The 25267-nt window shown below is 67.7% G+C and carries 20 protein-coding genes; 16 read left to right on the top strand and 4 right to left on the bottom strand.

Going from position 1 to position 25267, the window contains the following annotated elements:
- Positions 1–20: 20 nt before the first annotated feature.
- Genes D575_RS0110460 through D575_RS0110450 form a run of 3 tightly spaced genes read right to left on the bottom strand, consistent with a single transcriptional unit; the run spans position 21 to position 5882 of the window.
- Positions 21–1598 (bottom strand): TolC family protein, encoded by a 1578-nt coding sequence (locus D575_RS0110460; protein ID WP_018145869.1) that lies wholly within the window; start codon positions 1596–1598, stop codon positions 21–23.
- Positions 1591–4665, bottom strand: a complete 3075-nt coding sequence (locus D575_RS0110455; protein WP_018145868.1) for an efflux RND transporter permease subunit — start codon at positions 4663–4665, stop codon at positions 1591–1593. Before D575_RS0110455 ends, D575_RS0110460 begins: the two co-directional genes overlap by 8 nt.
- Positions 4662–5882 carry an efflux RND transporter periplasmic adaptor subunit gene (locus D575_RS0110450; protein ID WP_018145867.1) on the bottom strand — a complete coding sequence of 407 codons (1221 nt, stop codon included), beginning with the start codon at positions 5880–5882 and terminating at the stop codon, positions 4662–4664. Before D575_RS0110450 ends, D575_RS0110455 begins: the two co-directional genes overlap by 4 nt.
- A 135-nt stretch (positions 5883–6017) precedes the next feature.
- On the opposite strand from D575_RS0110450, the gene D575_RS0110445 reads away from it, so the two are divergent.
- The 3 genes from D575_RS0110445 to arsJ all read left to right on the top strand — a co-directional run bounded on the left by D575_RS0110445 (position 6018) and on the right by arsJ (position 9064).
- Complete coding sequence (locus D575_RS0110445; RefSeq protein WP_018145866.1) at positions 6018–6536, top strand: TspO/MBR family protein; 519 nt, start codon at positions 6018–6020, stop codon at positions 6534–6536.
- A gap of 271 nt (positions 6537–6807) precedes the next feature.
- Positions 6808–7821: an ArsJ-associated glyceraldehyde-3-phosphate dehydrogenase gene (locus D575_RS0110440; RefSeq protein ID WP_018145865.1), complete on the top strand. Its 1014-nt coding sequence runs from the start codon at positions 6808–6810 to the stop codon at positions 7819–7821.
- 7 nt (positions 7822–7828) lie between these two features.
- A complete protein-coding gene (gene arsJ / locus D575_RS0110435) occupies positions 7829–9064 on the top strand; it encodes an organoarsenical effux MFS transporter ArsJ (RefSeq protein WP_018145864.1) in 1236 nt (411 codons plus the stop codon).
- A 40-nt stretch (positions 9065–9104) separates the two neighbouring features.
- Here arsJ and D575_RS0110430 read toward each other — a convergent pair whose 3' ends face one another.
- The gene (locus D575_RS0110430) at positions 9105–9986 is read right to left on the bottom strand and encodes a LysR family transcriptional regulator (protein WP_018145863.1); all 882 of its coding nucleotides are present in this window, start codon (positions 9984–9986) and stop codon (positions 9105–9107) included.
- A 387-nt stretch (positions 9987–10373) separates the two neighbouring features.
- Between D575_RS0110430 and leuC the strand changes: the two genes are divergently transcribed.
- The 13 genes from leuC to D575_RS0110360 all read left to right on the top strand — a co-directional run bounded on the left by leuC (position 10374) and on the right by D575_RS0110360 (position 25219).
- Complete coding sequence (gene leuC / locus D575_RS0110425; protein WP_018145862.1) at positions 10374–11786, top strand: 3-isopropylmalate dehydratase large subunit; 1413 nt, start codon at positions 10374–10376, stop codon at positions 11784–11786.
- A gap of 3 nt (positions 11787–11789) precedes the next feature.
- The gene (leuD, locus tag D575_RS0110420) at positions 11790–12437 is read left to right on the top strand and encodes a 3-isopropylmalate dehydratase small subunit (RefSeq protein WP_018145861.1); all 648 of its coding nucleotides are present in this window, start codon (positions 11790–11792) and stop codon (positions 12435–12437) included.
- Between the two features lie 399 nt (positions 12438–12836).
- A complete protein-coding gene (gene leuB, locus D575_RS0110410) occupies positions 12837–13910 on the top strand; it encodes a 3-isopropylmalate dehydrogenase (RefSeq protein WP_196799820.1) in 1074 nt (357 codons plus the stop codon).
- A gap of 177 nt (positions 13911–14087) precedes the next feature.
- Positions 14088–15113, top strand: coding sequence for an aspartate-semialdehyde dehydrogenase (locus tag D575_RS0110405; protein ID WP_018145859.1), 1026 nt, complete (start codon positions 14088–14090; stop codon positions 15111–15113).
- Positions 15114–15222: 109 nt separating this feature from the next.
- Positions 15223–17700, top strand: coding sequence for a FimV/HubP family polar landmark protein (locus tag D575_RS0110400; RefSeq protein ID WP_018145858.1), 2478 nt, complete (start codon positions 15223–15225; stop codon positions 17698–17700).
- A 197-nt stretch (positions 17701–17897) separates the two neighbouring features.
- Positions 17898–18560, top strand: a complete 663-nt coding sequence (locus D575_RS0110395) for a hypothetical protein (protein ID WP_018145857.1) — start codon at positions 17898–17900, stop codon at positions 18558–18560.
- An 11-nt stretch (positions 18561–18571) separates the two neighbouring features.
- Positions 18572–19423 carry a tRNA pseudouridine(38-40) synthase TruA gene (truA, locus tag D575_RS0110390; protein WP_018145856.1) on the top strand — a complete coding sequence of 284 codons (852 nt, stop codon included), beginning with the start codon at positions 18572–18574 and terminating at the stop codon, positions 19421–19423.
- Between the two features lie 71 nt (positions 19424–19494).
- Positions 19495–20136, top strand: coding sequence for a phosphoribosylanthranilate isomerase (locus D575_RS0110385; protein WP_018145855.1), 642 nt, complete (start codon positions 19495–19497; stop codon positions 20134–20136).
- The gene (gene trpB / locus D575_RS0110380) at positions 20123–21331 is read left to right on the top strand and encodes a tryptophan synthase subunit beta (RefSeq protein ID WP_018145854.1); all 1209 of its coding nucleotides are present in this window, start codon (positions 20123–20125) and stop codon (positions 21329–21331) included. The genes D575_RS0110385 and trpB overlap by 14 nt, the downstream gene beginning before the upstream one ends.
- Complete coding sequence (trpA, locus tag D575_RS0110375; protein ID WP_018145853.1) at positions 21328–22161, top strand: tryptophan synthase subunit alpha; 834 nt, start codon at positions 21328–21330, stop codon at positions 22159–22161. The genes trpB and trpA overlap by 4 nt, the downstream gene beginning before the upstream one ends.
- Positions 22162–22197: 36 nt before the next feature.
- Positions 22198–23163 (top strand): acetyl-CoA carboxylase, carboxyltransferase subunit beta, encoded by a 966-nt coding sequence (gene accD, locus D575_RS0110370; RefSeq protein ID WP_018145852.1) that lies wholly within the window; start codon positions 22198–22200, stop codon positions 23161–23163.
- Positions 23164–23171: 8 nt separating this feature from the next.
- Positions 23172–24509 (top strand): bifunctional tetrahydrofolate synthase/dihydrofolate synthase, encoded by a 1338-nt coding sequence (gene folC, locus D575_RS0110365; protein ID WP_018145851.1) that lies wholly within the window; start codon positions 23172–23174, stop codon positions 24507–24509.
- 110 nt (positions 24510–24619) lie between these two features.
- Positions 24620–25219, top strand: a complete 600-nt coding sequence (locus D575_RS0110360) for an SPOR domain-containing protein (protein ID WP_018145850.1) — start codon at positions 24620–24622, stop codon at positions 25217–25219.
- The last annotated feature ends 48 nt before the right edge of the window (positions 25220–25267 follow it).

The following is a 25267-nucleotide window of genomic DNA, read 5'->3' as shown; positions in this document are numbered from 1 at the left end:
GGCTGCGCCTCTCTATTGGGTTACAGGCGGATTTCCACCCGCTCGGCGCCCGGGGCGTCGATGCCGCGGTGCAGCAGCAGGGTGCCGCTGGCGTTCAGCAGTTCGGTGGTGAGCTGACGGAAGCGCACGACCGTCTCGGTCAGGTTCAGGCGGCTCTCCAGCAGGTCGCGCTGGGCCTGGGCCACGGCCAGGGCGGTGCCGGCGCCGACGCGGAAGCGCGTCTGTTCCACCCGCAGGAGTTCTTCCTGCAACTCGATGGTCTCTTCCTGCGCCTGGATCTGTTCGCGGACCCGGGCGGCGTCGAACCAGGTGCCGCGCACGTCCTCGATCGCCAGCTGTTCCAGGTTGGCCAGCGTCTCCTGGATCTGCTGGCGGGTCAGGCGCGCGCGGGTGTGCTCGGCCTCGGCGGCGCGATTGCCGATCGGCATCTCGAAGCGCAACCCGGCCGCCAGGTCGTAGCCATCGCCCTGGCGGTCGCGCCAGGTGCGGCTGAAGCTGTCGGCGTAGCCCGACTGGCCGAGGGTTACGAAAAAATCCAGGCGCGGCAGCAGGCCGTTGCGGGTGCGCACCACCTCCAGCTGGTTGCGCTGGACCCGCAGGCGGGTCTCGTTGATGTCGGCGCGGTGGTCGCGGGCCAGAGCGACGTAGGTGTCCAGCGGTTCCAGTGCGTAGCGTTCCAGCCCGGGTTCCGAGCTGGCCTCCAGCCGGGTATCCCAGAGCCCGCCGTTGCCGCCCTGCAGGAGCCGGGCGAGACTGTCCTGCGCACGGGCCCGTTCGGCGCGGGCATCGATCAGGCCCTGGCGCCGCAGCGCCACCTCGGCACGGGCCGACACGGCCTCGGTCTCGGGGCGGTCGCCGGCGGCGATGCGTCGCTCGGTCTGGTCGAGCTGCTCGCGGGCCACGGCCAGGGCCTCCTTGAAGATGGCGATCCGTTCGTCGGCCAGCACCAGATCCCAGTAGCGACCCTCCACGTCGGTGATGAGCTGTTCGACAAATCCGCGAACCTCGTATTCGGAGGCATCCACGTCCAGGCTGGCCTGGCGCAGGCGCACCAGGTTGGATTCGATACGCCCGCCCCGGAGCAGGGCCTGGGTCAGCGTCAGCCCCGCGCGGGTGGTGAACTGGGGCGTCTCCACGCGCGAGCTGGAACTGCGCGAGCTGCGCACCGAGACGGTGAGATCCGTGCCGGTCGGGAGCGACTGGCTCAGGCCGGCCTCGCCAAAGCGACGGGTGGTGGTGACTTCGTCGGTTTCGCCGATCTGTTCCAGCTGGCGCACGCTCTGGTCGCGGCTGATTTCCAGCTCGGCGAACAGCTCGGGGTCGAACACCGCGCGTTCCTGCGCCTCAAAGGTGCCCTGGATCGCGGTTTGCAGGCGTTCGGCGCGCAGGCCGCGATTGTTCTCCAGCGCGCGGGCGACGGCCTCTTCCAAAGACAGGGTCTCCTCCGCCACCGCTTCGCGTTCGAACGGCCGGGCGTCCGTCAGTGCATCCGGGGGCAGTGACAGGCGCAGCCCGTCGGAGGCATCCGGCGCTTCAGAGGCGTGGGCCGGGAGGGCCAGCGCGAGCGCGACCAGGAAGGGCAGGGCCGTTCTAGGCATGTTCGGTGGCGCCTCGGTAGACGGGTTGCGGCTGTTCGCCCCGGCGGTGGAACAGCAGGTAGAGCGTCGGGATCAGCACCAGGGTGATCAGGGTAGACGACAGCAGCCCGCCGATCACGACCCGTGCCATCGGGGCCTGGGCCTCGCCCCCGTCGCCCATGCCGATCGCCAGCGGCGACAGCGCGAGGATGGTGGTGAGCGTGGTCATCAGGATCGGGCGCAGACGCTCGCCGGCGGCGGCGACGATGGCGGCCTGCAGCTCCATGCCGTCGTCGCGGTGGCGTCGCGCCATGCGGTCCACCAGCAGGATGGCGTTGTTCACCACGATGCCGACCAGCAGCAGGATGCCGATCAGCGACTGCACGTTGAGGGTGGTGTTGGTGACCAGCAGTGCGCCGGTTACACCAATGATCGCCAGCGGGATGGAGAACATCACGATCAGCGGGTCGCGCAGGGACTCGTACAGGCTGGCCATGACCATGTAGACCAGTAACGTCGCGAGCAGGGTGCCCAGCAGGAGCTCCGAGAACGCGGCCTCCTGCTCCTCGATGTCGCCGGTGATGGAGAAGTCGATCTCCTCCGGCAGCGGGATGTCGGTCAGGGCCGCGCGCACGTCGGCGGCGACTTCGCCCAGCGAACGGTCGCCGATGTGGACGAACAGCGTGCTGATGCGCGCCTGCTCGCGGCGCTGGATGCTGTCCGGACCCATTGCGGGATCGAAGGAGACCAGGCTGCGCAGGGCGACGCGCTCGCCGTCTTCGCTGCGTACCGTCAGGTTCAGCAGGTCGTCCAGGGAGCTCTGGTCGGCGTCGCGCAGCTGCACCCAGATGCGGGTTTCGTCGCCGCCCGCGCGCAACTGCCCGGCGCTGGAGCCGCCCAGGGCCGTCTCCAGGGTCTGGGCGATGGTGCGTACGTCCACCCCCAGATCGGCGGCGCGGTCGCGGTGGATGCGGGTGGCGAACTCGGGCTGGCCGCCGTCGGAGCCGACGCGGGTGTCGGTGACGCCGGGGATGTCGCCCAGCGCCGCCTCGAAACGCTCGACCACCGCTTTCATGGTATCCAGCTCGAACCCGCGCACCTCGATGGACAGGCTTTCCTCGTCCGCGCCGCGCCCGAAGCCGCGGAAGAAGATCCCGCTGGAGGCCCGCACGCGGATCTCGACCCCGGGCGGGCTGCCCAGCGCCTCGCGCAGGGTGGCGGCGATCGCGTCGGAGGAGCGGCTGCGGCTGTCGCGCGAGCCGACCATCACGCGCATGTTGCCCGAGGCGGGCGATGAGGCCCGGAACGCCGAGGCGCCGGAGCTGGAGACCAGGTTTTCCAGTTCGGGGACCTCGTCGCGGATGATCGCCTCGAGGCCGGCCATGGTGGTGTACAACTCGTTCAGGGGCGTGCCGGGTTCCATGGTGACATGCACCCGGATCTCGCCCTCGTCCGTGGCGGGCAGAAACTCGGTACCCACGCCGCGCAGACCGGTCAGGGCGATCATCATCAGCAACAGGCTGACGCCGATGACCATCCACGGCTGCGTCAGGGTGCGCCGCAGCAGCCCCTGGTAGCGTTGCTCCATGCGTGCGAGGGCACTCGTGTCCCGCTTCGGCATGGGCGCGCGGGCCATCAGCATCGGCACCAGGGTCAGGGCGACGATCAGCGAGCCGGCCAGGGAAAAGGCGACCACCGCCGCCAGCGGCTTGAACAACTGGCCGGCGAGTTCCTCGGCGAAGAACAGTGGCAGGAAGATGGCCACGGTGGTCAGGGTGCTGGCGACGATGGCGGGGGCGACGCGCCCGGTGCCGCTGATCGCGGCCTCGGCGGCGGTCTGCTCGGCATGTTCTTCGCGCCGGCGGGCGATGCTCTCGATCACGACGATGGCGTTGTCCACCATCAGCCCCACGCCCAGCGCGATCCCGCCCATGGTCATCAGGTTGAGTGAATGCCCGCCGAAGTACACCAGGCCGAAAGTCGAGATCACGGCTAGCGGGATGGCCGTCGCGGCCACCAGGGTGTAGCGAATGTTGCGCAGGAACACGAGCAGCACCAGTACTGCCAGCGCGCTGCCGTAAAGGATGGACTGGCCGACATTGGTGATGGAGTTGCGTATAAAGCCGGCCTCGTCGGTGACGGCGCGGATGTCGATTTGCGGGAAGTCGCGATTCAGGCGCGCGAGTTCCGCGTGCACGGCCTCGGAGACCTCGACGGTGTTGGCGTCGGCCAGCTTGCGCAGCGATGCCTGGACGCCTTCCTCGCCATTGACCCGAAAACGGCGCGTGATGCGCTGATGCGTATCGCGCACGTCGGCCACCTGGTACAGGCGGGTGACGCCCTCGTCGCTGCGTTGCACCACGGTGTCGCGGATTTCTTCCACCGTGCGGAATTCGGCCGGCGTACGCAGGCGGTATTCGCGGCGCCCATCCAGGATGGGACCGCCGGGGGTGATGACGTTGGCGTCGCGGATGCGGTTGCGCACGTCGTCCAGTCCGAGGTCGATGGCCTGCAGGCGCGCTGGATCCACCTCGACCCGGATCTCGCGTTCCAGTCCGCCCCAGACATCCACCGCCGCCACCCCCGGTATGCGCTCCAGGCGCGGGGCAATGCGGTTGTCGATCAGGGTGCGCAGATGAATCGGGTCGAGGCTCGTCCCGATGCCGAGCCGCATGATCGGTGAATCCTGGGTGTCAAACTGACGCACCAGCGGGCGATCGGCGTCGTCGGGCAGGCGGTCCTCGATGCGTGCCAGGCGGTCCCGCAGGTCGTCCACGGCCTGGCGGATGTCCGTGCCCCAGGCGAAGTTGATGCGGACGTTGCTGTTGCCTTCGGCGGAGGTGGAACGGATCTCCTGTGCGCCGGTGATGGCGGCCGCGGCCTGCTCCACGGGGCGGGTGACCAGTTGCTCGACCTCCTCGGCCCCGGCATTGGGGTAGGAGGTCATCACCGTGACCACGGGGTAGGTGATGTCGGGCAGCAGGTCCACCGGCAGGCGGGTCAGGGCAGTCAGGCCCAGGATCACCACGATCAGCGCCACCATGCTGGTCAGCACGGGGCGGTGGACGGTCAGGCGGGCGGGATTCACGGCGTCTGCGCCTCGGGCGCGTCACCATGGCCCGCGATGCGGTCCGGTTCGCTCAGCCGCAGTGGGGTGCCGTCCGCGAGCAGGTGCTGGCCAAGGATCACGACCTCGGTGCCCGGTGGCAGATCGGGTTCCAGCAACTCGACCCAGTCCCCGTCACGGACGCCGGTGACGGCCTGGTGGCGGCGGGCCCGCGGGCGCTCGCCGCTGGGGTCCACACTGAACACGGTGGGGCCAGCCTCGCGCTGGATGATCGCGTCGCGCGGGATGGCGCGTGCGCCGTCGCGCCGGCCCAGAGTGATCGCGGCTTCGACGAACATTCCCGGGCGCAGGCGGGCGTCCTCGTTGGGCACTTCCACCTCGATCCGTGCCTGCCGCGAGCCGGGGCGGAACTCGGGTGCAATTCGGGCGATGGTCCCGGCGAACGTGGTTTCGGGGTAGGCGCTGGTGCGCACCTGCGCCTCCTGACCGGGAGACAGCCGGCCGTAGTCGGACTCCGTCACGGCAAGGATCGCGCGGACCGGCTGCAGCCGAACGAGCGCCAGGGCCGACTCGTTGGCGCTGATGACCGTGCCGGGATCGACATGGCGTTCCGCCACCCAGCGCGTGCCGCTGGAGGCGTCCGCCTCGATGCGGGTGTAGCCGAGCTGGATCTCGCGGGTACGCAGTACGGAGCGTCGCTGGCGGATCTGCGATTCGGCGAGGGTCACCCGGGTCTGCGCCAGGGCCAGTTCGGTCTGCGCGGCCTCCAGTTCGGAGCGGGAGGCAATGCCCTGGTCGCGCAACTCCCGGGTGCGTTGCAGATCGCGCCGGGCGGCATCGCGGCTGGCCAGAGCCTCGGCCAGACTGGCCTCGGCGACCTCCAGTTCTGCCGCCGCCTGGGCGACGTCCTGCTCGAACTCTTCGGTATCCAGGCGGAGCAGGGGATCACCCGGTTCCACGCGGTCGCCCAGATTGACGAAGACCTCGGCGATCCGGCCACCCACGCGGGGGGTGATCTCGATGCGGTCGGCACCCTCGATGCTCCCGGTGAACCGCCGGCGCTCGATCAGATCACGGTTCTCGACGGCGGCCACGGCCACGGCCACCGGTCGCGTCTCGCCGCCGCCGGGACGGCCGGAAGGGGCGGTGTCGTCCTCCGGGCCGAGCAGCATCCAGCCCAGCAGGCCGGCGGCCAGGAGGAACAGAACTGCGGTGATCAGGGTGGCGGGGCGGGGCATTGGAGCTCGCTTTTTTCGGGATGGTCAGCGGGAGTGTGGCGTGGTTCACTGAATCCTGAATGAATCCGGTTCGGAATCCGGGCTCTGTTCGGGGCATCCTGCGATGGGACCGCCAATCTCCAGGAGAATTCTGTAATGACACGCGACACGGTCAGGGCAGCGCGCCCGCGACGACGTTCCTTCGGTGGGGACATGCTCGGCCTGCTGGCCTGGATGGTCCTGGTCTTTGCCGTGGCCGGTCTGGGCGGCTGGGCGACCAGTCTGTCGGTGGGCGACTGGTATCCAACCCTCGCCCGGCCGCCGTTGAATCCACCGGATGCGGTGTTTGGCCCGGTGTGGAGCGTGCTGTTCGGCCTGATGGGGCTGGCGGCCTGGCATGTGTGGCGGCGGGTCGGTCTGACCGGTGCGCCGGTTGCGCTGGGCTTGTTCCTGGCTCAACTCGCCTTGAATCTCGGCTGGTCGGTGCTGTTCTTCGGCATGCAACGCCCGGATCTTGCGCTCGCCGAGATCCTGATCCTGTGGCCGCTGATCCTGGCGACCCTGGTGGCCTTCTGGCGGATCGACCGCATCGCCGGCGCCCTGCTGGTGCCATACCTGCTGTGGGTTGCCTTCGCCATCTACCTCAACGCCGGCATCGTCTGGCTCAATACCTGACGAGCCATCACGAACGAGTTCAAAAGCGATTCACAGGAAGGTTGGAAGACTGGAAGAAGTGCTGGATGGGAAACACGGGTGCGGCAACAGCCTTGCGCCTCGCCCGGTCCAATCAACAAAAAATCTTCCGTTCTTCCCTTCTTCCTGTGAATCGCTCTTGACCGTCTTTGTGCATTCGTGCGCTGGTGGTGGTGCCGTTGCCCGTGGTCGGGCGTCATGCGTTTGTCATTGGGGCGGGGTATGCTGACGCGATTTTTCGCGGGAGGGGGCCATGGCGGTGCGCGTAGGGATCAACGGGATGGGGCGGATCGGTCGGCTGGCGCTGCGTGCGGCCTGGGATCGGGACGACATCGAGATCGTGCACCTGAACGAGGTCGCGGCGGACGGAACGGTCACCGGGCATCTGCTGGAGTTCGACTCGGTGCACGGGCGCTGGGGCCGCGAGCCCGACGCCGAGGCCGAGCAGATCCGCATCGGCGGGCGCGAGCTGCGCCACACGAGCCTTGCCGAGCCGGGGCAGGTGCCCTGGGACGAGTCGGGGGTGGACATCGTGATCGATTCCACTGGTGCCTTTCGCACCATGGATACGCTGGAGCCGCATTTCACCCGGGGTGCGAAGCGCGTGGTGGTCGCGGCGCCGGTGAAGGACGCGCGTGCGCTGAACGTGGTGATGGGTGTGAACGAGGAGGCCTACGAGCCGGCGAAGCACCCGGTGGTGACGGCCGCCTCCTGCACCACCAACTGCCTGGCGCCGCTGGTCAAGGTGCTGCACCCGGCGCTGTCGATCCGCCACGGCACGATTCTGACCGTGCACGACATGACTGCCACCCAGTCGCCGGTGGACCTGCCGCGCGACAATCTGCGCCGGGCCCGTGCGGCCGGGCTGAACCTGATCCCGACCACCACCGGGTCGGCGAAGGCGATCGGCGACATCTTCCCCGAGCTGAACGGGCGGCTGAACGGCCACGCGGTGCGCGTGCCGCTGATGAATGCCTCGCTGACCGATTTCACCTTCGAGGTCGCGGGCGAGACCACGGCGGAGGAGGTCAACGGCCTGCTGCGCGAGGCCGCGAACGGTGATCTCAAGGGCATCCTCGGCTATGAAGACCGGCCGCTGGTCTCCAGCGATTTCCGCACCGACCCGCGTTCGTCCATCGTGGATGCACAGTCGACCATGGTCGTGGACGGCACCCAGGTGAAGGTGCTGGCCTGGTACGACAACGAATGGGGCTACGCGAACCGACTGGTCGAGCTGGTCGCCCGCGTCGCCAAGCTGGGGGTTTGAGGCCGTCGTGAGCGGAGCGGCCGACCAGCCAAACCCGGGCGGGCCGCCCGCCCTGGGGCTGGGTGTCTACGCGCGGATTACCGCGAACTACTGGGCGTTCACCGTCACCGACGGCGCGATCCGCATGCTGGTCGTGCTGTTCTTCCACCAGCTGGGCTACAGCCCGCTGGAGATTGCCTTTCTGTTCCTGTTCTACGAGCTGTTCGGGGTGATCACCAACCTGACCGGCGGCTGGCTGGCCGCGCGGCTGGGGGTGAACACCACTATGATTGGCGGGACGCTGCTGCAGGTGGCGGCCCTGCTGATGCTCACGGTGCCCGAGGCCTGGCTGGGCGTGGCCTACGTGATGTTCGCGCAGGCGCTATCGGGCATCGCCAAGGATCTGAACAAGATGAGTGCCAAGTCCGGGGTGAAGCTGGTGGCCGGCGACGGGGAGGGACGGCTGTTTCGCTGGGTCGCGGTGCTCACCGGCTCCAAGAACGCGCTAAAGGGGGTCGGTTTCTTCGTTGGCGGGGCGCTGCTCTACAGCGTGGGCTTTCAGATGGCGCTGGTGATCCTCGCCGGGATGCTGGCCGTGGTGATGCTGTTCTCGGTGGTCGGCCTGCCGCGCGGCCTGGGGAAGGTCGGTGGCAAGCCAAAGTTCACCCAGATGTTCTCCAACTCCACCGCGATCAACGTACTCTCGGCTGCGCGCTTCTTCCTGTTCGGCGCGCGCGATGTCTGGTTCGTGGTCGCGCTGCCGGTATTCCTCAGCGCCACGCTGGACTGGAACCACATGCAGGTCGGCGCGTTCCTCGCGCTGTGGGTGATCGGCTACGGCATCGTGCAGGCCTCGGTGCCGCGCCTGCTGGGCAAGGGTGGGGTGCACCCGACCGGCCTCACCGCGCGGCTGTGGGCCTTCATCCTGATGCTGCTGCCGATCGCCATCGTAATCGGTCTGGAGGTGGGCCTGAACCCGGCCTGGGTGCTGATGGTCGGGCTGGGCGTGTTCGGCGTGGTGTTCGCGATCAACTCCGCCGTCCACTCCTTCCTGATCCTCGACTACGCCGAGGCCGACCGCGTCGCCATGAAGGTCGGCTTTTACTACATGGCCAACGCCGGCGGGCGCCTGGTCGGCACTGTCGCCTCCGGCGCGATCTTCATGGTCTGGGGCCTGGAAGGCGCCCTGATCGCCTCCACCTTCTTCATCTTCGCCACCTGGATGATCTCGTCCCTCCTCCCCCGCGAAGCCGCCCGCGCCTGACCGCGCGGCTGCCGGCCTGGAAGGGGGCGGCGGCATCGGGTTACTGCGGCCGCTGTAACGCCTCGATGACAGCCTCCAGCGTGCGGGAGCGGTACCGCTCGGCATGGCGGACCCAGCCGAGCTGGCGGGTGACGGGCCCGCCGGGCCAGTCGAGCACGGCGAGGTCGTCGGTGGCCATGGTGCGGGGGAGGAAGCCGATGCCGAGGCCGGCCGCGATCAGCATGCGGATGACTTCCAGGTAGGGGCTTTCCTGGGCGGCAGTGGGGTGCAGGCCCTGTGCGGCCAGGGCCTGGTCGATCTGGCGGCGGGTGGTGGAATCCCCGGGCGGCAGGATGGCTGGCCAGTCGTGCAGGCGCCGCAGGGTATCCAGCGGGGTATCGTCAGCGCGGTTGCGGGCGACCATGGGAACAAGCTCGTCGGTCCATACGGTGTGCGCCTCGGCGCCCTTCGGCAGATCCTCGGGCAGGGTGGCCAGGGCCAGGTCGGCGTCGCCGTGCATGACGGCCTCGATGCCGGCCTCGGAATCCATGAATGCCAGTTCCAGTTCCAGCTCCGGGTAGCGCTCGCGCAGGGCCGACAGTGGCGTGGGCAGGCGGTGCAGGGCGATGTGGTGCGAGGTGGCCAGGCGGATGCGGCCGCGCACCACCTGGTCGAGGTCGGCGACCTGCTGCTCGATGGCGCGCAGGCGGGCGAGGATTTCCCGGGCCTCGGGCAGCAGGCGTTCGGCGACCTCGGTCGGCCGTACACGCCGACCCTGGCGCTCGAATAACGGACGTTCCAGCGTGGCCTCCAGCGACTGGATGCGCTTGCTGATGGCGGGCTGCGTCAGGTGCAGCCGTTCGGCCGCGGCGGAGAAGGCGCCGGTGTCGACGACCGCGACGAAGGCCTGCAGGGATTCGACACTCAGTTGTTCTGGGCGCATCCGTGTCTCTCCAGTCCCCGCGTGAGATAATGGTTCGTTCGATGGTCGGGCTCGGCATGACCCGGCACCTATATAACCGTATGGAATGATACGGATAAGAAATCGGATTTGAAAGAATACCGGGGCGGGCCCAGACTCTAGATCAACGGGCGTCATGAAACGACGTCATTGCGAGGAGCCGAAGGCGACGCGGCAACCTCCTGAAGCTGGCAGAGCGCCAGTACCGGGATCGGGTGGTTTCGGACGGAGGTTGCTTCGTCGCTACGCTCCTCGCAATGACGGTGCCAGTTGGCGACGCGGTGCAAGGGCGAGCCTGTATAGCGCCGGTGGATCGTCGGCGGTGGGACGCAAGAACGATAGAACGCGGCACGGCCGCGGGAGTAGGTAATGGCTGGCAAGACCCTGTATGACAAGTTGTGGGAGGCGCATGGGGTGCGCGAGGAGCCGGATGGCTCGACGCTGCTCTACATCGACCGCCACCTGGTGCACGAGGTGACCAGTCCGCAGGCCTTCGAGGGGCTGCGGCTGGCCGGGCGCAAGCCATGGCGCGGCGATTCCGTGCTGGCGGTGCCGGATCACAACGTGCCCACGGAGAACCGCGACCAGGGGATTGCGGATCCGGTCTCGCGCATCCAGGTGGAAACACTGGAGAGCAACGTCACGAGCCTGGGGCTGAAATTCTTCCCGATGGCCGACGTGCGCCAGGGCATCGTGCACGTGATCGGCCCGGAGCAGGGCGCGACCTTGCCGGGCATGACCGTAGTCTGCGGCGACTCGCATACCTCCACGCATGGCGCGCTGGGCGCGCTGGCCTTTGGTATTGGCACCTCCGAGGTGGAGCATGTGCTGGCCACGCAATGCCTGTGGCAAAAGAAGACCAAGGCCATGCAGATCCGTGTGGAAGGCGCGCTGCGCCCGGGCGTCACCGCCAAGGACGTGGTGCTGGCCATCATCGGCCGCATCGGCACCGCTGGCGGTACCGGCTACGCGATCGAGTTTGCCGGCTCCGCGATCCGCAGCCTGTCGATCGAAGGCCGTATGAGCGTCTGCAACATGTCGATCGAGGCCGGGGCCCGTGCGGGCATGGTCGCGGTGGACGAGAAGACCATCGAATACGTGCGCGGCAAGCCGCAGGCGCCGACCGGCGAGATGTTCGAGCGGGCGGCCGAGTACTGGCGCACGCTGGTCTCCGACCCGGATGCCGAGTTCGACGCGGTGGTGGAGATGGATGCCGCCGAGATCGCCCCGCAGGTCAGCTGGGGCACCTCGCCGGAGATGGTCGCGCCGATCGACGGGCGGGTGCCGGACCCGGCGGCCGAGTCCGATCCGGTGCGCGCCGAGGGCATGCAGCGGGCGCTGGAGTACATGGACCTGAAGGCGAACACCCCGATGACGGAGATCCGTCCGGACAAGGTGTTCATCGGGTCCTGCACGAATTCCCGGATCGAAGACCTGCGCGCCGCCGCCGAGGTGGTGAAGGGCCGCAAGAAGGCCGACAACATCAAGCTGGCGATGGTGGTGCCGGGCTCCGGGCTGGTGAAGCAGCAGGCGGAGCAGGAGGGGCTGGACCGCATCTTCCTGGATGCCGGCTTCGAGTGGCGCGAGCCGGGCTGTTCGATGTGCCTGGCGATGAACGCCGACCGCCTGGAACCGGGCGAGCGCTGCGCCTCGACCTCGAACCGCAATTTCGAGGGGCGTCAGGGGCAGGGTGGGCGCACGCATTTGGTCAGCCCGTCCCTGGCCGCCGCGGCGGCCGTCGCCGGGCACTTCATTGAACCGTCCGCGTTGAAGGAGGCGTAAGCGATGCAGGCCTTTACTGTACACAAGGGGATCGTCGCGCCGCTGGACCGCTCCAACGTGGATACCGATGCGATCATCCCCAAGCAGTACCTGAAGTCGGTCAAGCGCACGGGCTTCGGCCCCAATGCCTTCGACGACTGGCGCTACCTGGACCCGGGCGAGCCGGGCATGGATGGCTCGAAGCGCCGGCCGAACCCGGACTTTGTGCTCAACCAGGCGCCGTTTGACCAGGCGACCATCCTGCTGGCGCGCAAGAACTTCGGCTGCGGGTCCTCGCGGGAACATGCCGTGTGGGCGCTGACGGACTTCGGCTTTCGCGCCGTGATCGCGCCGTCGTTCGCGGACATCTTCTTCTCCAACAGCTGCAAGAACGGGCTGCTGCCCGTGGTGCTGGCCGAGGACGAGGTGCAAAGCCTGTTCGACCAGGTGGAGGCGAACCCGGGTGCCCAGGTCGAGGTGAACCTGGACGAGCTGACCGTGACCGCGCCGGACGGTACCGTATTCGATTTTACGCTGGACGAGGACCGCCGCCATCGCCTGCTGAACGGGCTGGACGATATCGCCCTGACGCTGCAGTTTGCGGACGATATTCGCGCCTTCGAGGAGCGCCAGCGCCGCGAATGGCCGTGGATGGCGGAACAACAACGGTAGACGGTGCGTCTGGCACGGCCTGGATCCGGGCACCGTCATTGCGAGGAGCGAAGCGACGAAGCAACCTCCGTCCGGAACCACCGGATCCCCGTACCGGCGCTCTGGCAGCTTTGGGAGGTTACTCGCTGCGCTCGCCCTTCGGGCCGGCCTGCGGCCGTTCAACGCGCTTCGCGCTTTTGTGCCACGGCCCCTGGCGGGGCCTCGCAATGACGGGGGGCAGGAAGCACCGTCATCGCGAGGAGCGCAGCGACGTGGCGATCTCCCAGGGCAGCCCCGGCGCTGGCTCGGGTAAACGTCGGGGGTTGCGACCGGAGGTTGCCACGTCGCCTGCGGCTCCTCGCAATGACGTTGCCACTAGGAATGTATAGGTAAAGAATAATAGTTACTTGGGAGAGGTTTGTGAGCCGAATTCTGGTATTGCCCGGGGACGGGATTGGGCCCGAGATCGTGGCCGAGGCGCTGAAGGTGCTGGAGCGCGTGGGCGAGATCGGCGGTCTGGATCTGGAGATCGAGCAGGGCCTGATCGGGGGCGCGGCGCATGACGCGGCCGGGCACCCCTATCCGGAGGCCACCCGCGAGGCGGCGCGTCGTGCAGACGCGATCCTGCTGGGGGCGGTGGGTGGCCCGCAGTACGAGTCGCTGGAGCGCGACCTGCGCCCCGAGCGTGGGTTGCTTGGCATCCGCTCGGATCTCGGCCTGTTCGCGAACCTGCGCCCGGCGATCCTGTATCCGCAGCTGGCCTCGGCCTCCACGCTGAAGCCCGAGGTGGTCAGCGGGCTGGACATCCTGATCGTGCGCGAGCTGACCGGGGGGATCTACTTCGGCCAGCCACGCGGGATCGAGGAACGCAATGGCGAGCGGGTCGGCTTCAATACGCTGGTCTATAGCGAATCGGAGATTGAGCGGATCGCCCGAGTCGGCTTCGAGGCGGCGATGAAGCGGGGCAAGCGTCTGTGCTCGGTGGACAAGGCCAACGTGCTGGAAGTCTCCGAGCTGTGGCGCGAGGTGGTCGAGCGTGTCGGGAAGGAATTCCCCGAGGTCGAGCTGTCTCACATGTATGTGGACAACGCCGCGATGCAGCTGGTGCGTGACCCGAAGCAGTTCGACGTGATGGTGACCGGCAACATGTTCGGGGACATCCTGTCCGATGCAGCGGCGATGCTGACCGGCTCCATCGGCATGCTGCCGTCCGCCTCGCTGAACAGCGAGGGCGTGGGTCTGTACGAGCCGATCCACGGTTCGGCACCGGATATTGCGGGGCAGGGCAAGGCCAACCCGATGGCGACGGTGCTGTCGGTCGCGATGCTGCTCCGTCATAGTCTGGACCGCAACGACCTGGCCGAACGCATCGAGGCGGCTGTGGGTCGGGTACTGGATCAGGGCCTGCGCACGCCGGACATCTTCGGTGAAGGCATGACACTGGTGGGTACCCAGGGGATGGGGGATGCCCTGGTGGCTGCGCTGGACGATTGAGGCGGCCTCACGAACGGGGCTTGTATCACGCGCAAGTGTAGGATGCGTTGAGCGCAGCGAAACGCATCATTGCCTCCGCTGGGGAAGAGATTGATGCGATTCGCTGCGCTCGTCGCATCCTACGGTTCAATAGAACTATCAATAGCTTGAAGATCAAAATTAAACCGGGAATTAACGATGAGTGACCGCAAATTTGACGTGGCCGTGGTCGGGGCAACGGGCGCCGTTGGCGAGGCCCTGCTGTCCATCCTGGCCGAGCGCGACCTGCCGATCGGGCGCGTGCATGCCCTGGCCAGCTCGCGGTCGGTGGGCAAGACGGTGGACTACGGCCGGCGCGAGTTGGAGGTCGAGGACCTGGCGACTTTTGATTTTTCCACGGTGCAGATCGGGCTGTTCTCGCCGGGCGCCTCGGTGTCCGCGGAATATGCGCCCAAGGCGGCGGCGGCCGGCTGCGTCGTGATCGACAATACCTCCCAGTTCCGCTACGACCCGGAGATCCCGCTCGTGATTCCGGAGGTGAACCCGGACGCGGTGGGCGATTACACGAAACACGGGATTATCGCGAACCCGAATTGCTCCACCATTCAGATGCTGGTGGCGCTGAAGCCGCTGCACGATGCGGTCGGCATCGAACGGATTAACGTGGCAACCTACCAGGCCGTGTCCGGTACTGGAAAAGAGGCGATCGAGGAGCTGGCGCACCAGACGGCGGCGTTGCTGAATGGCCGTCCGGTGGAGTGCAACGTGTATCCCAAGCAGATCGCGTTCAATGCCCTGCCGCACATCGACGTCTTCCAGGACAATGGCTACACCAAGGAAGAGATGAAGATGGTCTGGGAGACCCGGAAGATCATGGGCGACGAGTCCATCCTGGTGAACCCGACCGCGGTGCGCATTCCGGTGTTCTACGGGCATTCCGAGGCCCTGCATATCGAGACGCGCGAGAAGATCAGTGCGGAGAAGGCGCGCGAAATCCTCTCCGGCGCACCGGGGATCACGGTGCTGGACAAGCACGAGGACGGGGGCTATCCGACTGCGGTGACCGAGGGTTCCGGCAAGGATGCGGTGTTCGTCGGCCGCATCCGCGAGGACATTTCCCACCCCCGCGGACTGAACCTTTGGGTGGTCTCGGACAACGTGCGCAAGGGGGCCGCGTTGAACACGATTCAGATCGCGGAGGTTTTGATCCGCGATTACCTGTGATTTAATCCGGGAAAACGCCGGGGACACTACCCGGTACATCCGTGGCCAGGGGGTCATCGGCCGTGTCGGCCGAGGCAGTACGGCCACGTGGCATTTTCAGGGGGAATTCGTGCGCAAGTTTTTGGTTGGGTTTTTGTTCTTGCTGCTGGTGGCCCCGGCGTCCTCGAGTTCCGTGGGCTTCGGCGAAATCAATCTTCAATCCTTCCTGAATCAGCCCTTGCGGGCGGAGATTCCCTTGCGGGGAGCGGCAGCTGCGGGCGATTCCCTGCGAATTCGCCAGGCTTCCGAGGATGCATACCGCCGCGCCGGTCTGAACCGTGGCGGTGTTCCGGGGGACCTGAACATCCAGGTGGAGGGTGACCGCATCATCCTGACCACACGCCGGCCGGTGCGCGAGCCCTATGTGGGCATGCTGCTGGAGGCGCGCTGGGATGGCGGGCGCGCCATGCGCGAGGTCTCGTTGTTGCTGGATCCGCCCGGCACGATGCCTTCCGGAACTTCTGCGCCGGCCGTGAGCGGGGACCCCGGCGCGGCGCCGCGTGCGACCCGCGAAGGCGAAACCATCCGGGTGCGTAGTGGCGACACCCTCTACGCGGTCGTGCGCCGCAGCGGTGTCTCGGGATACAGCGACGAGCAGGCCATGCTCGCGTTCCTCGACGCCAATCCGCAGGCCTTCATGGGTAACAACATCAATTCGCTGCGCGCGGACGCGGAATTGCGTACGCCGTCCCGCGAACAGTTGGACGCGCGCAGTACCGCCGAGGCGCGGGCCGAGGTTGCCGATCAGACGCGCTCCTGGCAGGAATCCACTCGCGCGGCTCGCGAAGAACCGGAGCCGGCTCCGGCCGCGGCTGAGGAGGGTGTCGAGGGCGAGGCGCTCGCCGAGGACGAAGAATCGGCTGTTACGGAGGACGCTGCCGCGGCGGTTGCGGACGACGAATCCGCAGTGGCCGAATCGGACTCGGCCGTGACCGAGGACGAAACGGCGGTGGGCGACGAGGCCGCGACCGAGGCGGTGGCGCCCGAGGATCGCCTGGAGATCGTCGCCGATCTGCTGCCGGAAGATGCCGAAGCCGGGGCAACCGAGGGGGGTTCCGAGGAGCTGCTGCAGGAAGCCCTGCTGTCCCAGCGCGCCGAAATGGACGGAATGCGCGCCGAGCTCTCCGAATTGCGCGAGGAGCTTGGCGAGCGTGGGCGTCTGGCCGAGATCTCCAGCGAGAACATGGCCGGGCTCGAGGAACAGCTGAGCCAGCTGCGCGCCGAGCGCGAACAGCTGCGCACCCGTCTGGATCGTGCGGATGCTGAACGCAATGCCCCGCTGCACGAACGCATCATGAATGACCCGTTGCTGCTGATGATGGCGATTGCGCTGGTCATTCTGCTGCTGCTGGTGTTGCTGGCTTTTGCCCGCGGCGGCCGCCGCGAGGTGATGGTCGACGATCACGGTTCCGGCCTGAAGCCGCGTGCGGACAACAGCAAGGTGCAGGCGACCGGCTTCGATGCCCGCAGTTACGAGACCGGGGAGATGGGTTCGCCAGATCGCTCGACGACCCGTGCCGCCGCTGCCACCGTGGTTGGCACGGCCGCGGCGGCGGGTGGCGCGGAACGCGATGATGGGCAACAGGAAGACGCTTCCCATCTGTCGGCCGATTCGGGGGAAGAGGTTGGCGAGGTCGTGGTCGCCAGCACCAGTCAGAAGGGAGGCGAGGCGACAGATGACGTACTGGCAGAGGTGGATGTCTGCCTGGCGTACGGCATGAACGATCAGGCGGTCGAGACGCTCAATGCGGCGATCGAGCGCGATCCGGATAACAAGCAGTACCGCCTGAAATTGGTCGAGGCACATCTCGCGCTTGAGGATGAGGAGAGCGCAAGGCAGGCGGCCGGTGCGCTGCGCGGTCGGCTGGATGCGGGTGATACGGCTACGCGTGATCGCCTGTCCGATCTTGAATCCCGGATTGGGGAGGGGGCCGGTCTTGGCGCCACTGCAGCTGGTGGCGCGATGGCCGGCGATCTCGGTGATGTGCCTTCTGCGGAAGGAAGCCGCGCGACGGAATCCGACAGCAATGAGATCGATTTCTCGGGTCTGGAGCTTCCCGAGACCGACGAGGCGGCGGAAAGCCTGGGGAGCGAGCCGGTTGCGGATGATCAGGGCCTGTCGTTCGACCTCGACGAGAATCTGGAAGCGGATCTGGCGAACGCCGCGGAAGGTAATGTTTCCAGCGCGGATGCTGATGGGGACTTGAACAATCTTGCGTTCGACATCGACGAGAACGAGCTTCCGGAGACAGATTCCACCGCGAGTGGCGGGGAACAGGCGGAGCCGGAAGCTGGCCTGGATCTGGACGAGAACCTGCTTGGCCCGGGTGGTTCCGATGCGCCTGTTGCCGGTCAGGATGAAACCGACGATGGTTCCGCAGGAGCGGACGCGGACGAGAACGTCACGCGTCTGAGTCTGGCCCAGGCCTATGCCGACATGGGAGATCAGGAAGGTGCCCAGGAATTGATCGACGAGGTCCTGACCTCGGGCACCGATGATCAGAAACGCGAGGCCGAGGGGATCCGCGAGCAGATTCAGGGCTCGTGACCGTCGGGAAGTCGGAGTTCCGGACCGGATGTTCCCGGTTCGGTCTCGGCTGACCCCCGGAATGTGCAGACCGGCCCCGCCCGGGGGCAAAACCCCGGGCGGGGCCTTTTTTGTGGTTCATTAATCGCTGCGAGGGCGGTTCACGCTTGGTTCAGACCTCCGAATTGCCGCCAGAATCGGTACCGCACCCGCCGGGCGTGGTGTGGGCGGTGTGGGCGTTTCTGGGGGTGCTGGCTGCTTCTGCTGCGCTGGTATCGGCCGAGCCACGGGTACTCGTGGTGATGGCCGTGCTCGTGGGCGGGCTGGCGTGGCCCGGCGGGTTTGCCTGGGGCCGTGCCGGTCGCTTGATCCTGCGCATGAAGTGGTTCTACCTCTCCCTGCTGATCTTCTATGGCCTATGGCCGATGGAGGGTGGCGATCTTGCCGCTGGGCTCCAGGAGGCCGGGACTCGTATCCTCGCCCTGGTCCTGGTGCTGCTGCTGGTGGTCTGGCTTACCGAGCGGTTTTCAAGGCCTGTGCTCGTACGCAGTCTCGGTTTGGTGCTGGGCGGACCTTGGCAGGTGTTCGGTGCCTGGGGCGAGCGTTTCGCCCGGCGACTGTTTCTCGCCCTGATGTATTTCGAGGGGGATCGAGCGGCGATCAAGGCGCGCCGGGAGGCGCTTGGGGGGGCGAGAAAGGCTCGGCTGGAAGCGGTGCGCGAGTGGCTGGTGCAGCGTCTGGATCAGGCCCTTTCCGGACCGAGCGGGGCGGAGGACGGCCCGGCCGACCTTGGGACGGAGAATCGGGCAGTGCCCCGCTGGGCAGTCATCGGCTTGTGGTTCGGGGTGCTGGCGGCCTGGCTCACTTGGTGGTTTTTTTGAGGAGCGGACATTTGAGTGAGGCGCACGCACAACCGGGCTTCAATGATGCGGGTGAGCAGGTACAACGCTGGGCGCTGGGGGTCGAATATGACGGGCGTGGGTTGTTGGGCTGGCAGCGCCAGAAGGACGGTCCCAGCGTGCAGCAGCAGTTGGAGGCGGCACTGGGGTTTGTGGCGAATCATCCGGTCGCGTTGAGTTGTGCGGGGCGCACCGATGCGGGAGTCCATGCCACGGCGCAGGTGGTGCATTTCGATACTCCGGCGGAGCGCGAGCCGCGTGCATGGATCCTGGGCGCCAACAGTCGCCTGCCTGACGCGATTGCCGTGACCTGGGCGCAACCGGTTCCGGGGGCGTTTCACGCCCGGTTCGGCGCATTTGGCAGACGGTATCGCTACGTCATTGCGAATCGAGCGGTGCGTCCGGCACTGGAGGCCGGACGAGTGTCCTGGTGGCGGCGTCCGCTGGATGCGGAGCGCATGCATCGCGCGGGTCAGACCTTTGTCGGCGAACATGACTTCAGCAGCCTGCGGGCGGCGGCTTGCCAGGCGAAATCGCCGGTGCGGCGCGTGCATTCGTTGTCGGTGATCCGGCGCGGGGCCCTTGTGATCCTGGACATCCACGCGAATGCCTTTCTGCATCACATGGTGCGCAACATCGCCGGCGTGCTGTTGGCGGTAGGGGATGGGCGCGCCGATCCCGGCTGGCCGGCGGAGGTTCTGGCGGCGCGTGATCGGCGCGCGTCGGGGATCACCGCGCCGGCCGGCGGGCTCTATTTCGTGCATGTGGATTATCCGGTGGAGTTCGAGCTGCCGATCACCGCGGGGCCGGTCCTCGATGGCGTCCCGGGGAATGCGCCGGGGTGATTGCGGGAAAGCCGGATCGCGTGCCGGGTTCTGGTAGGCTTTGCGACCGGACAGAGGAGGCCGGCGGGCGCATGCGTTATCGGGTGAAGATCTGCGGAGTGACGAGCCCGGAACAGGCACGCGCCGCGGCGGCGGCCGGGGCCGATGCCATCGGGCTGGTGTTTCATGCAGCGAGTCGGCGGGCGGTTGAGCCGGCGCAGGCCGCGGCCATCGCGGCCGCGCTGCCGCCGTTCGTGACCACGGTGGGTCTGTTCGTGGACCCGGATCCGTCACGAGTCGAAACGGTGTTGCAGACGGTAGGGCTGGATTGCCTGCAGTTTCACGGGCACGAGACGGCGCCGTTTTGCGCGCGCTTCGGGCGGCCTTATCTGAAGGCCATCGCCATGGGCAAGGGGCAGGATCCACGCCCGGCGATGGAGCAGCACCCGGATGCCCAGGGGTTTCTCCTGGATAGCCATGGTGGGGGGCGCAGCGGCGGGTCGGGGCACCGCTTCGACTGGCAGCGCGTCCCCGATGCCCTGGAACGGCCCTGGCTGCTGGCCGGGGGGCTGGATGCGGACTCGGTGCGCGCTGCGCTGGAACACCTGCGCCCGTACGGGGTCGATGTGAGTTCCGGGGTGGAATCCGCGCCCGGGGTCAAGGATGCACGACGCATGCGGGCCTTCGTGCAGGCGGTGCGTCAATGCGAGGTGGAGACTGATGAACAAGATTGACTGGGCGGCTTTCCCGGATGCCCGTGGGCATTTCGGGCCGTATGGCGGGCGCTTCGTGTCCGAGACCCTGATGGGGGCGCTGGACGAGCTACAGGCGGTGTACGAGCAGTACATGCAGGATCCCGACTTCCTGGCGGAGCTGGATCATGACCTGAAGCAGTTCGTTGGGCGGCCCAACCCGCTCTATCACGCCGAGCGCATGTCGCGGGAACTGGGTGGTGCGCAGATCTACCTCAAACGCGAGGACCTGAACCACACCGGGGCGCACAAGGTAAACAATACGATCGGCCAGGCCCTGCTGGCCAAGCGCCTGGGCAAGAAGCGAATCATCGCCGAGACCGGTGCCGGACAGCACGGCGTCGCGACGGCCACCGTGGCCGCGCGGCTGGGGTTGGAATGCGTGGTCTACATGGGCGAGGAGGACACCCGGCGCCAGACTCAGAACGTTTATCGCATGCGCCTTCTGGGCGCCGAGGTGGTGGCGGTAAAGTCCGGCACCCGCACCCTGAAGGACGCGTTGAACGAGGCGATGCGCGACTGGGTGACCAACGTCGACGACACCTTCTACATCATTGGCACCGTGGCAGGGCCGCACCCGTATCCGGCGATGGTCCGTGACTTCCAGGCGGTGATCGGCCGCGAGGCCCGCGAGCAGCACCTGGCAATGACCGGCCGCCTGCCGGATACCCTGGTCGCCTGTGTTGGCGGCGGGTCCAATGCCATCGGGCTGTTCCATCCGTTCCTTGGCGACGAGTCGGTGGCGATGATCGGGGTCGAGGCCGGGGGCGACGGGGTCGAGACCGGACGCCACTCTGCGCCGCTGTGCGCCGGGCAGCCGGGCGTTCTGCACGGCAACCGGACGTACCTGATGGAAGACGAGAATGGCCAGATCATCGGCACGCACTCGGTCTCGGCGGGCCTGGACTACCCGGGCGTCGGGCCGGAGCATGCGTGGCTGAAGGACATCGGCCGGGTGAACTACGTGTCGGTAACGGATGACCAGGCGCTGGCTGGCTTCCACCGCATGACCCGCACCGAGGGCATCATCCCGGCGCTGGAGACCAGTCATGCGATTGCCCATGTGCTGGACCTGGCCCCGCAGATGCGTCCCGATCAAAGCATCATCATCAATCTGTCCGGGCGCGGCGACAAGGACCTGAACACCGTGGCCGAACGCGAGGGGATTACGCTATGAGCCGCATCGAGCAGCGTTTTGCCGAACTGCGCGAACAGAATCGCGCGGCGTTGATCCCGTACGTGACGGCGGGCGACCCGGAGCCGGGGGCCACCGTACCCCTGATGCACGCACTGGTGGAGGCCGGGGCCGACCTGATCGAGCTGGGCGTCCCGTTTTCCGACCCGATGGCCGATGGCCCGGTGATCCAGAAGGCCTGCGAACGGGCCCTGCGTTTTGGCACCGGGTTGCGCGACGTGCTGGCGATGGTGGCGGAGTTCCGCAAGCAGGACACCACCACGCCGGTGGTCCTGATGGGCTACCTGAATCCGGTGGAGCGCATGGGGTACGAGACCTTTGCCCAGACCGCGAAGGCGGCCGGGCTGGATGGGTTGCTGACGGTGGACCTGCCGCCGGAGGAGAGCGAGGACGTGGTGGGGCTGCTGGAGCAGGCCGGCATCGATCCCATCTTCCTGATCGCACCCACGACCTCGGAGGCGCGTATCGATCATGTGGCCCGGGCGGCGCGCGGCTTCGTTTACTACGTATCGCTGAAGGGCGTGACCGGTTCGCAGACCCTGGATACCTCGGCACTGGCCGCGCGCCTGGAGGGTCTGCGTCGCCACACCGGGCTGCCGTTGGGCGTCGGCTTCGGCATTCGCGATGCGGAGACCGCGGGGAGGGTCGCGCAGGTGGCCGATGCCGTGGTGGTGGGCAGCGCAATCGTGCGCCTGGCCGAGGAGCACGACGGCGATGCCGACGGCTTCGCCCGTGCGGCGGCGGCGGTGGTCAGTGAGATGCGTCGTGCCATGGATGCGGCGCGCTCCCCGGGCGCGGCAGCCACGGTGTAGAATGCGCGGCGCCGATTCGAATTACGGGGAGACGGCATGAGCTGGTTCGAGAAGTTGATGCCTTCGCGCATCCGCACCGACAATGCGACCAAGCGGGGGGTCCCGGAGGGCCTGTGGGTCCGTTGCGAGGGCTGTGACGCGACGCTTTATCGCCCCGAGGTGGAACGCAACCTCGATGTCTGCCCGAAATGCAGTCATCACCGCCGCATGAGCGCACGCCGGCGCCTGGAAACCTTCCTGGATGCCGAGGGCCGTGAGGAGATCGCGGCGGATATCGAATCCTCCGATGTCCTGAAATTTCGCGATTCCAAGAAGTACAAGGATCGCCTGGTGGCGGCCCAGCGGGCCACCGGCGAGCGCGATGCCCTGGTCGTGATGCAGGGCCAGCTTCTGGGGCGCCCCTTGGTGGCGTCTGCCTTCGACTTCCGCTTCATGGGCGGTTCCATGGGCTCCGCGGTGGGCGAGCGCTTCGTGCGTGGGGCCAACCGGTCGCTGGAACAGGGCATCCCGCTGGTGTGCTTCAGTGCCTCCGGTGGTGCGCGCATGCAGGAGGCGTTGTTCTCGCTGTTGCAGATGGCCAAGACCAGCGCGGTACTGGCGCGCATGCAGGAAGAACGCATCCCGTTCATCTCGGTGATGACGGATCCGACCATGGGGGGTGTGTCGGCGAGCCTGGCCATGCTGGGTGATCTGAACGTGGCCGAGCCGAATGCCCTGATTGGCTTTGCCGGGCCGCGCGTGATCCAGCAGACCGTGCGCGAGACCCTTCCCGAGGGCTTCCAGCGTTCGGAGTTTCTGCTCGAGCATGGCGCGATCGACATGATCGTCGATCGCCGTGACATGCGCAGCCGTCTGGCTGCGGTGCTGGGCATGCTGACCCACGCCCCGGCGCCGGGCGCCGACCCAACCGCGGATGAGGCGGAGGGTGAGGGGTCCGTCGAGGTTATCAGTCCCGAAAACGGGGCGGACGGCGAGCGCGTCGACGCGCCGCGCCCCGCCTGAGGCAGCCGGTGCGCTTCACGACCCTGGCGCAGTGGCTCGCCTTCCAGGAGCAACTGCATCCCGTGGGAATGGATCTGACCCTGGAGCGCATTGCCCTGGTGGCCGACCGCCTGGGGCTGCGTGGGGCCGGCAGACCGCCCACCGTGATCGTGGCCGGGACCAACGGCAAGGGGACGGTGGCGACGCGCACCGCGGCCCTGCTGCAGGCGCAGGGGCTGAAGGTCGGCCTGTTCACCTCGCCGCACCTGCTGCGCTACAACGAACGCATCCGCATCGACGGCGAGCCCGTCTCCGATGCCGCCCTGTGCCGTGCCTTCGAGGCGATCGACCAGGCTCGCGGCGAGGATTCCCTGACCTATTTCGAATTCGGTGCACTGGCCGCGGTCTGGCTGTTCCGCGAGCAGGGAGTCGCGGTACAGGTGCTGGAGGTGGGGCTGGGCGGGCGCCTGGACGCCGTCAACATCTGGGATGCCGACGTCGCTGCGATCACCGCGGTGGACCTCGATCATCAGACCTGGCTGGGCGACAGTCGCGAGGCGATCGGCCGCGAGAAGGCCGGTATCATGCGCCCCAATCGCCCGGTAGTGCTGGGCGAGCCCGAACCGCCGGCCAGCGTGCTGGAGCATGCCGCACAACTGGGGGCGCAGGTCCTGCGCAGTGGGCGTGATTTCGCCCTGACGCGCGACGCGACGACGCTACGATGGCAGTGGCAGGGGACGGCGCGCGAATGGCGGGTCGAGGGCGCAGCCGCCCGGATTGATGGTGCGGCGCTCCTGAACACGGCTACGGCCCTCGCTGTGGTCGAATCACTGGGACTGGCCCGGGGGCTCGACGATGGTGTCGTCAGTCGGGCCCTGGCGATCTCGGCGCCGGGGCGTCTGCAGCGGCTACACGGCGAGCCGGAATGGCTGCTGGATGTTGCCCACAACGTGCATGCGGTCAACGAACTGGCGCGCTGGCTGGAGGCGCATCCCGTCCCGGGCGCGGTGGTGGCCCTGGTCGCCGTCATGGCGGACAAGGAGCGGGCCGCCATGTGGAGTCGTCTGGATGGCCTCGTCGATGCCTGGGTGCCAGTCCCGCTGGACCTGCCGCGGGCATTGCCCGCCGCGGCGCTGGCCACCGAGTTGGAGGCGAGCGGACAACGCCGGGTGTCCCGCGTGGATGACGTCGCGGCGGCCATCGCAGAAGCAACGCGTTGCGCCGGACCTTGCGGCCGGGTGGTGGTGTTCGGTTCGTTCTACACCGTGGCGGCGGTACTGGAGCAGTCGCAGGACCTGGCCGACCTGGCACTGTCCGGACAGGCCGAGGCGCTTGGTGGCGCGGGCGAGGTTGTGCATGCCCTTTGAGCGTCAGGCGCGTCACGCCCGACGGCTTGCGACGCCGGCGCGAGCGAGCGTAGTGTCACAGGCGTGTAGTGTTTCCTTAACTGGCCCTGGCGCCGCCCTCGGATGACCGCATGACCAGCAGCGACAATCCCATCCGCTTTCGCCTGGTTGGCGCGGTCATCCTGATCGTGCTGGCGGTCATCTTTTTGCCCTGGTTGTTCGACGGGGCAGGGTACGAGTACATGAGCGGGATCGATGACCCGGTGCCCGCGGCGCCCACCTTTGCCGAGCCCGATATCGCCCTGCCATCGGAGCGCCCGGCTGCACGTCGGGACACGGCACCCGCCGCGCCGGTGGCGGAACGCGACAGGCCGGTTGCCGAGTTGCACAGCCTGGAGAATGGCGAGGGCGCGCGCGCGGCCGCTGGGGAGCAGGGAGGTTCCGCGGCCCGCCAGGATGCGCCGGTGCGCTCGGTCGAGCCAGACGAGCCGGTCCAGGCCGGGTGGGCGGTGCAGGTGGGGAGCTTCCGCGGCGAGGACAACGCGCGCGAGCAGGCGGCCCGCCTGCGCGACACGGGCTGGCCCGCCTTCATCGATGACTCCATGGCCGATGGCCGCCCGATTTACCGGGTGAAGGTCGGTCCGCTGGCGCAGCGCGAGGAGGCCGTGAAGCTGGGCGAACGCCTGCAGGACGAGCTGGAGTTGTCCGGTATCGTGGTGGCACACCCCTGATGGCCATGACGACCGGGGCACCCTGCGAGGAACCGATGGCTGGGGTAA

The sequence above is a fragment of the Thioalkalivibrio sp. AKL6 genome (assembly GCF_000376905.1).
GTDB lineage: Bacteria > Pseudomonadota > Gammaproteobacteria > Ectothiorhodospirales > Ectothiorhodospiraceae > Thioalkalivibrio > Thioalkalivibrio versutus.
This window is presented reverse-complemented; position numbering and strand designations above follow the sequence as displayed.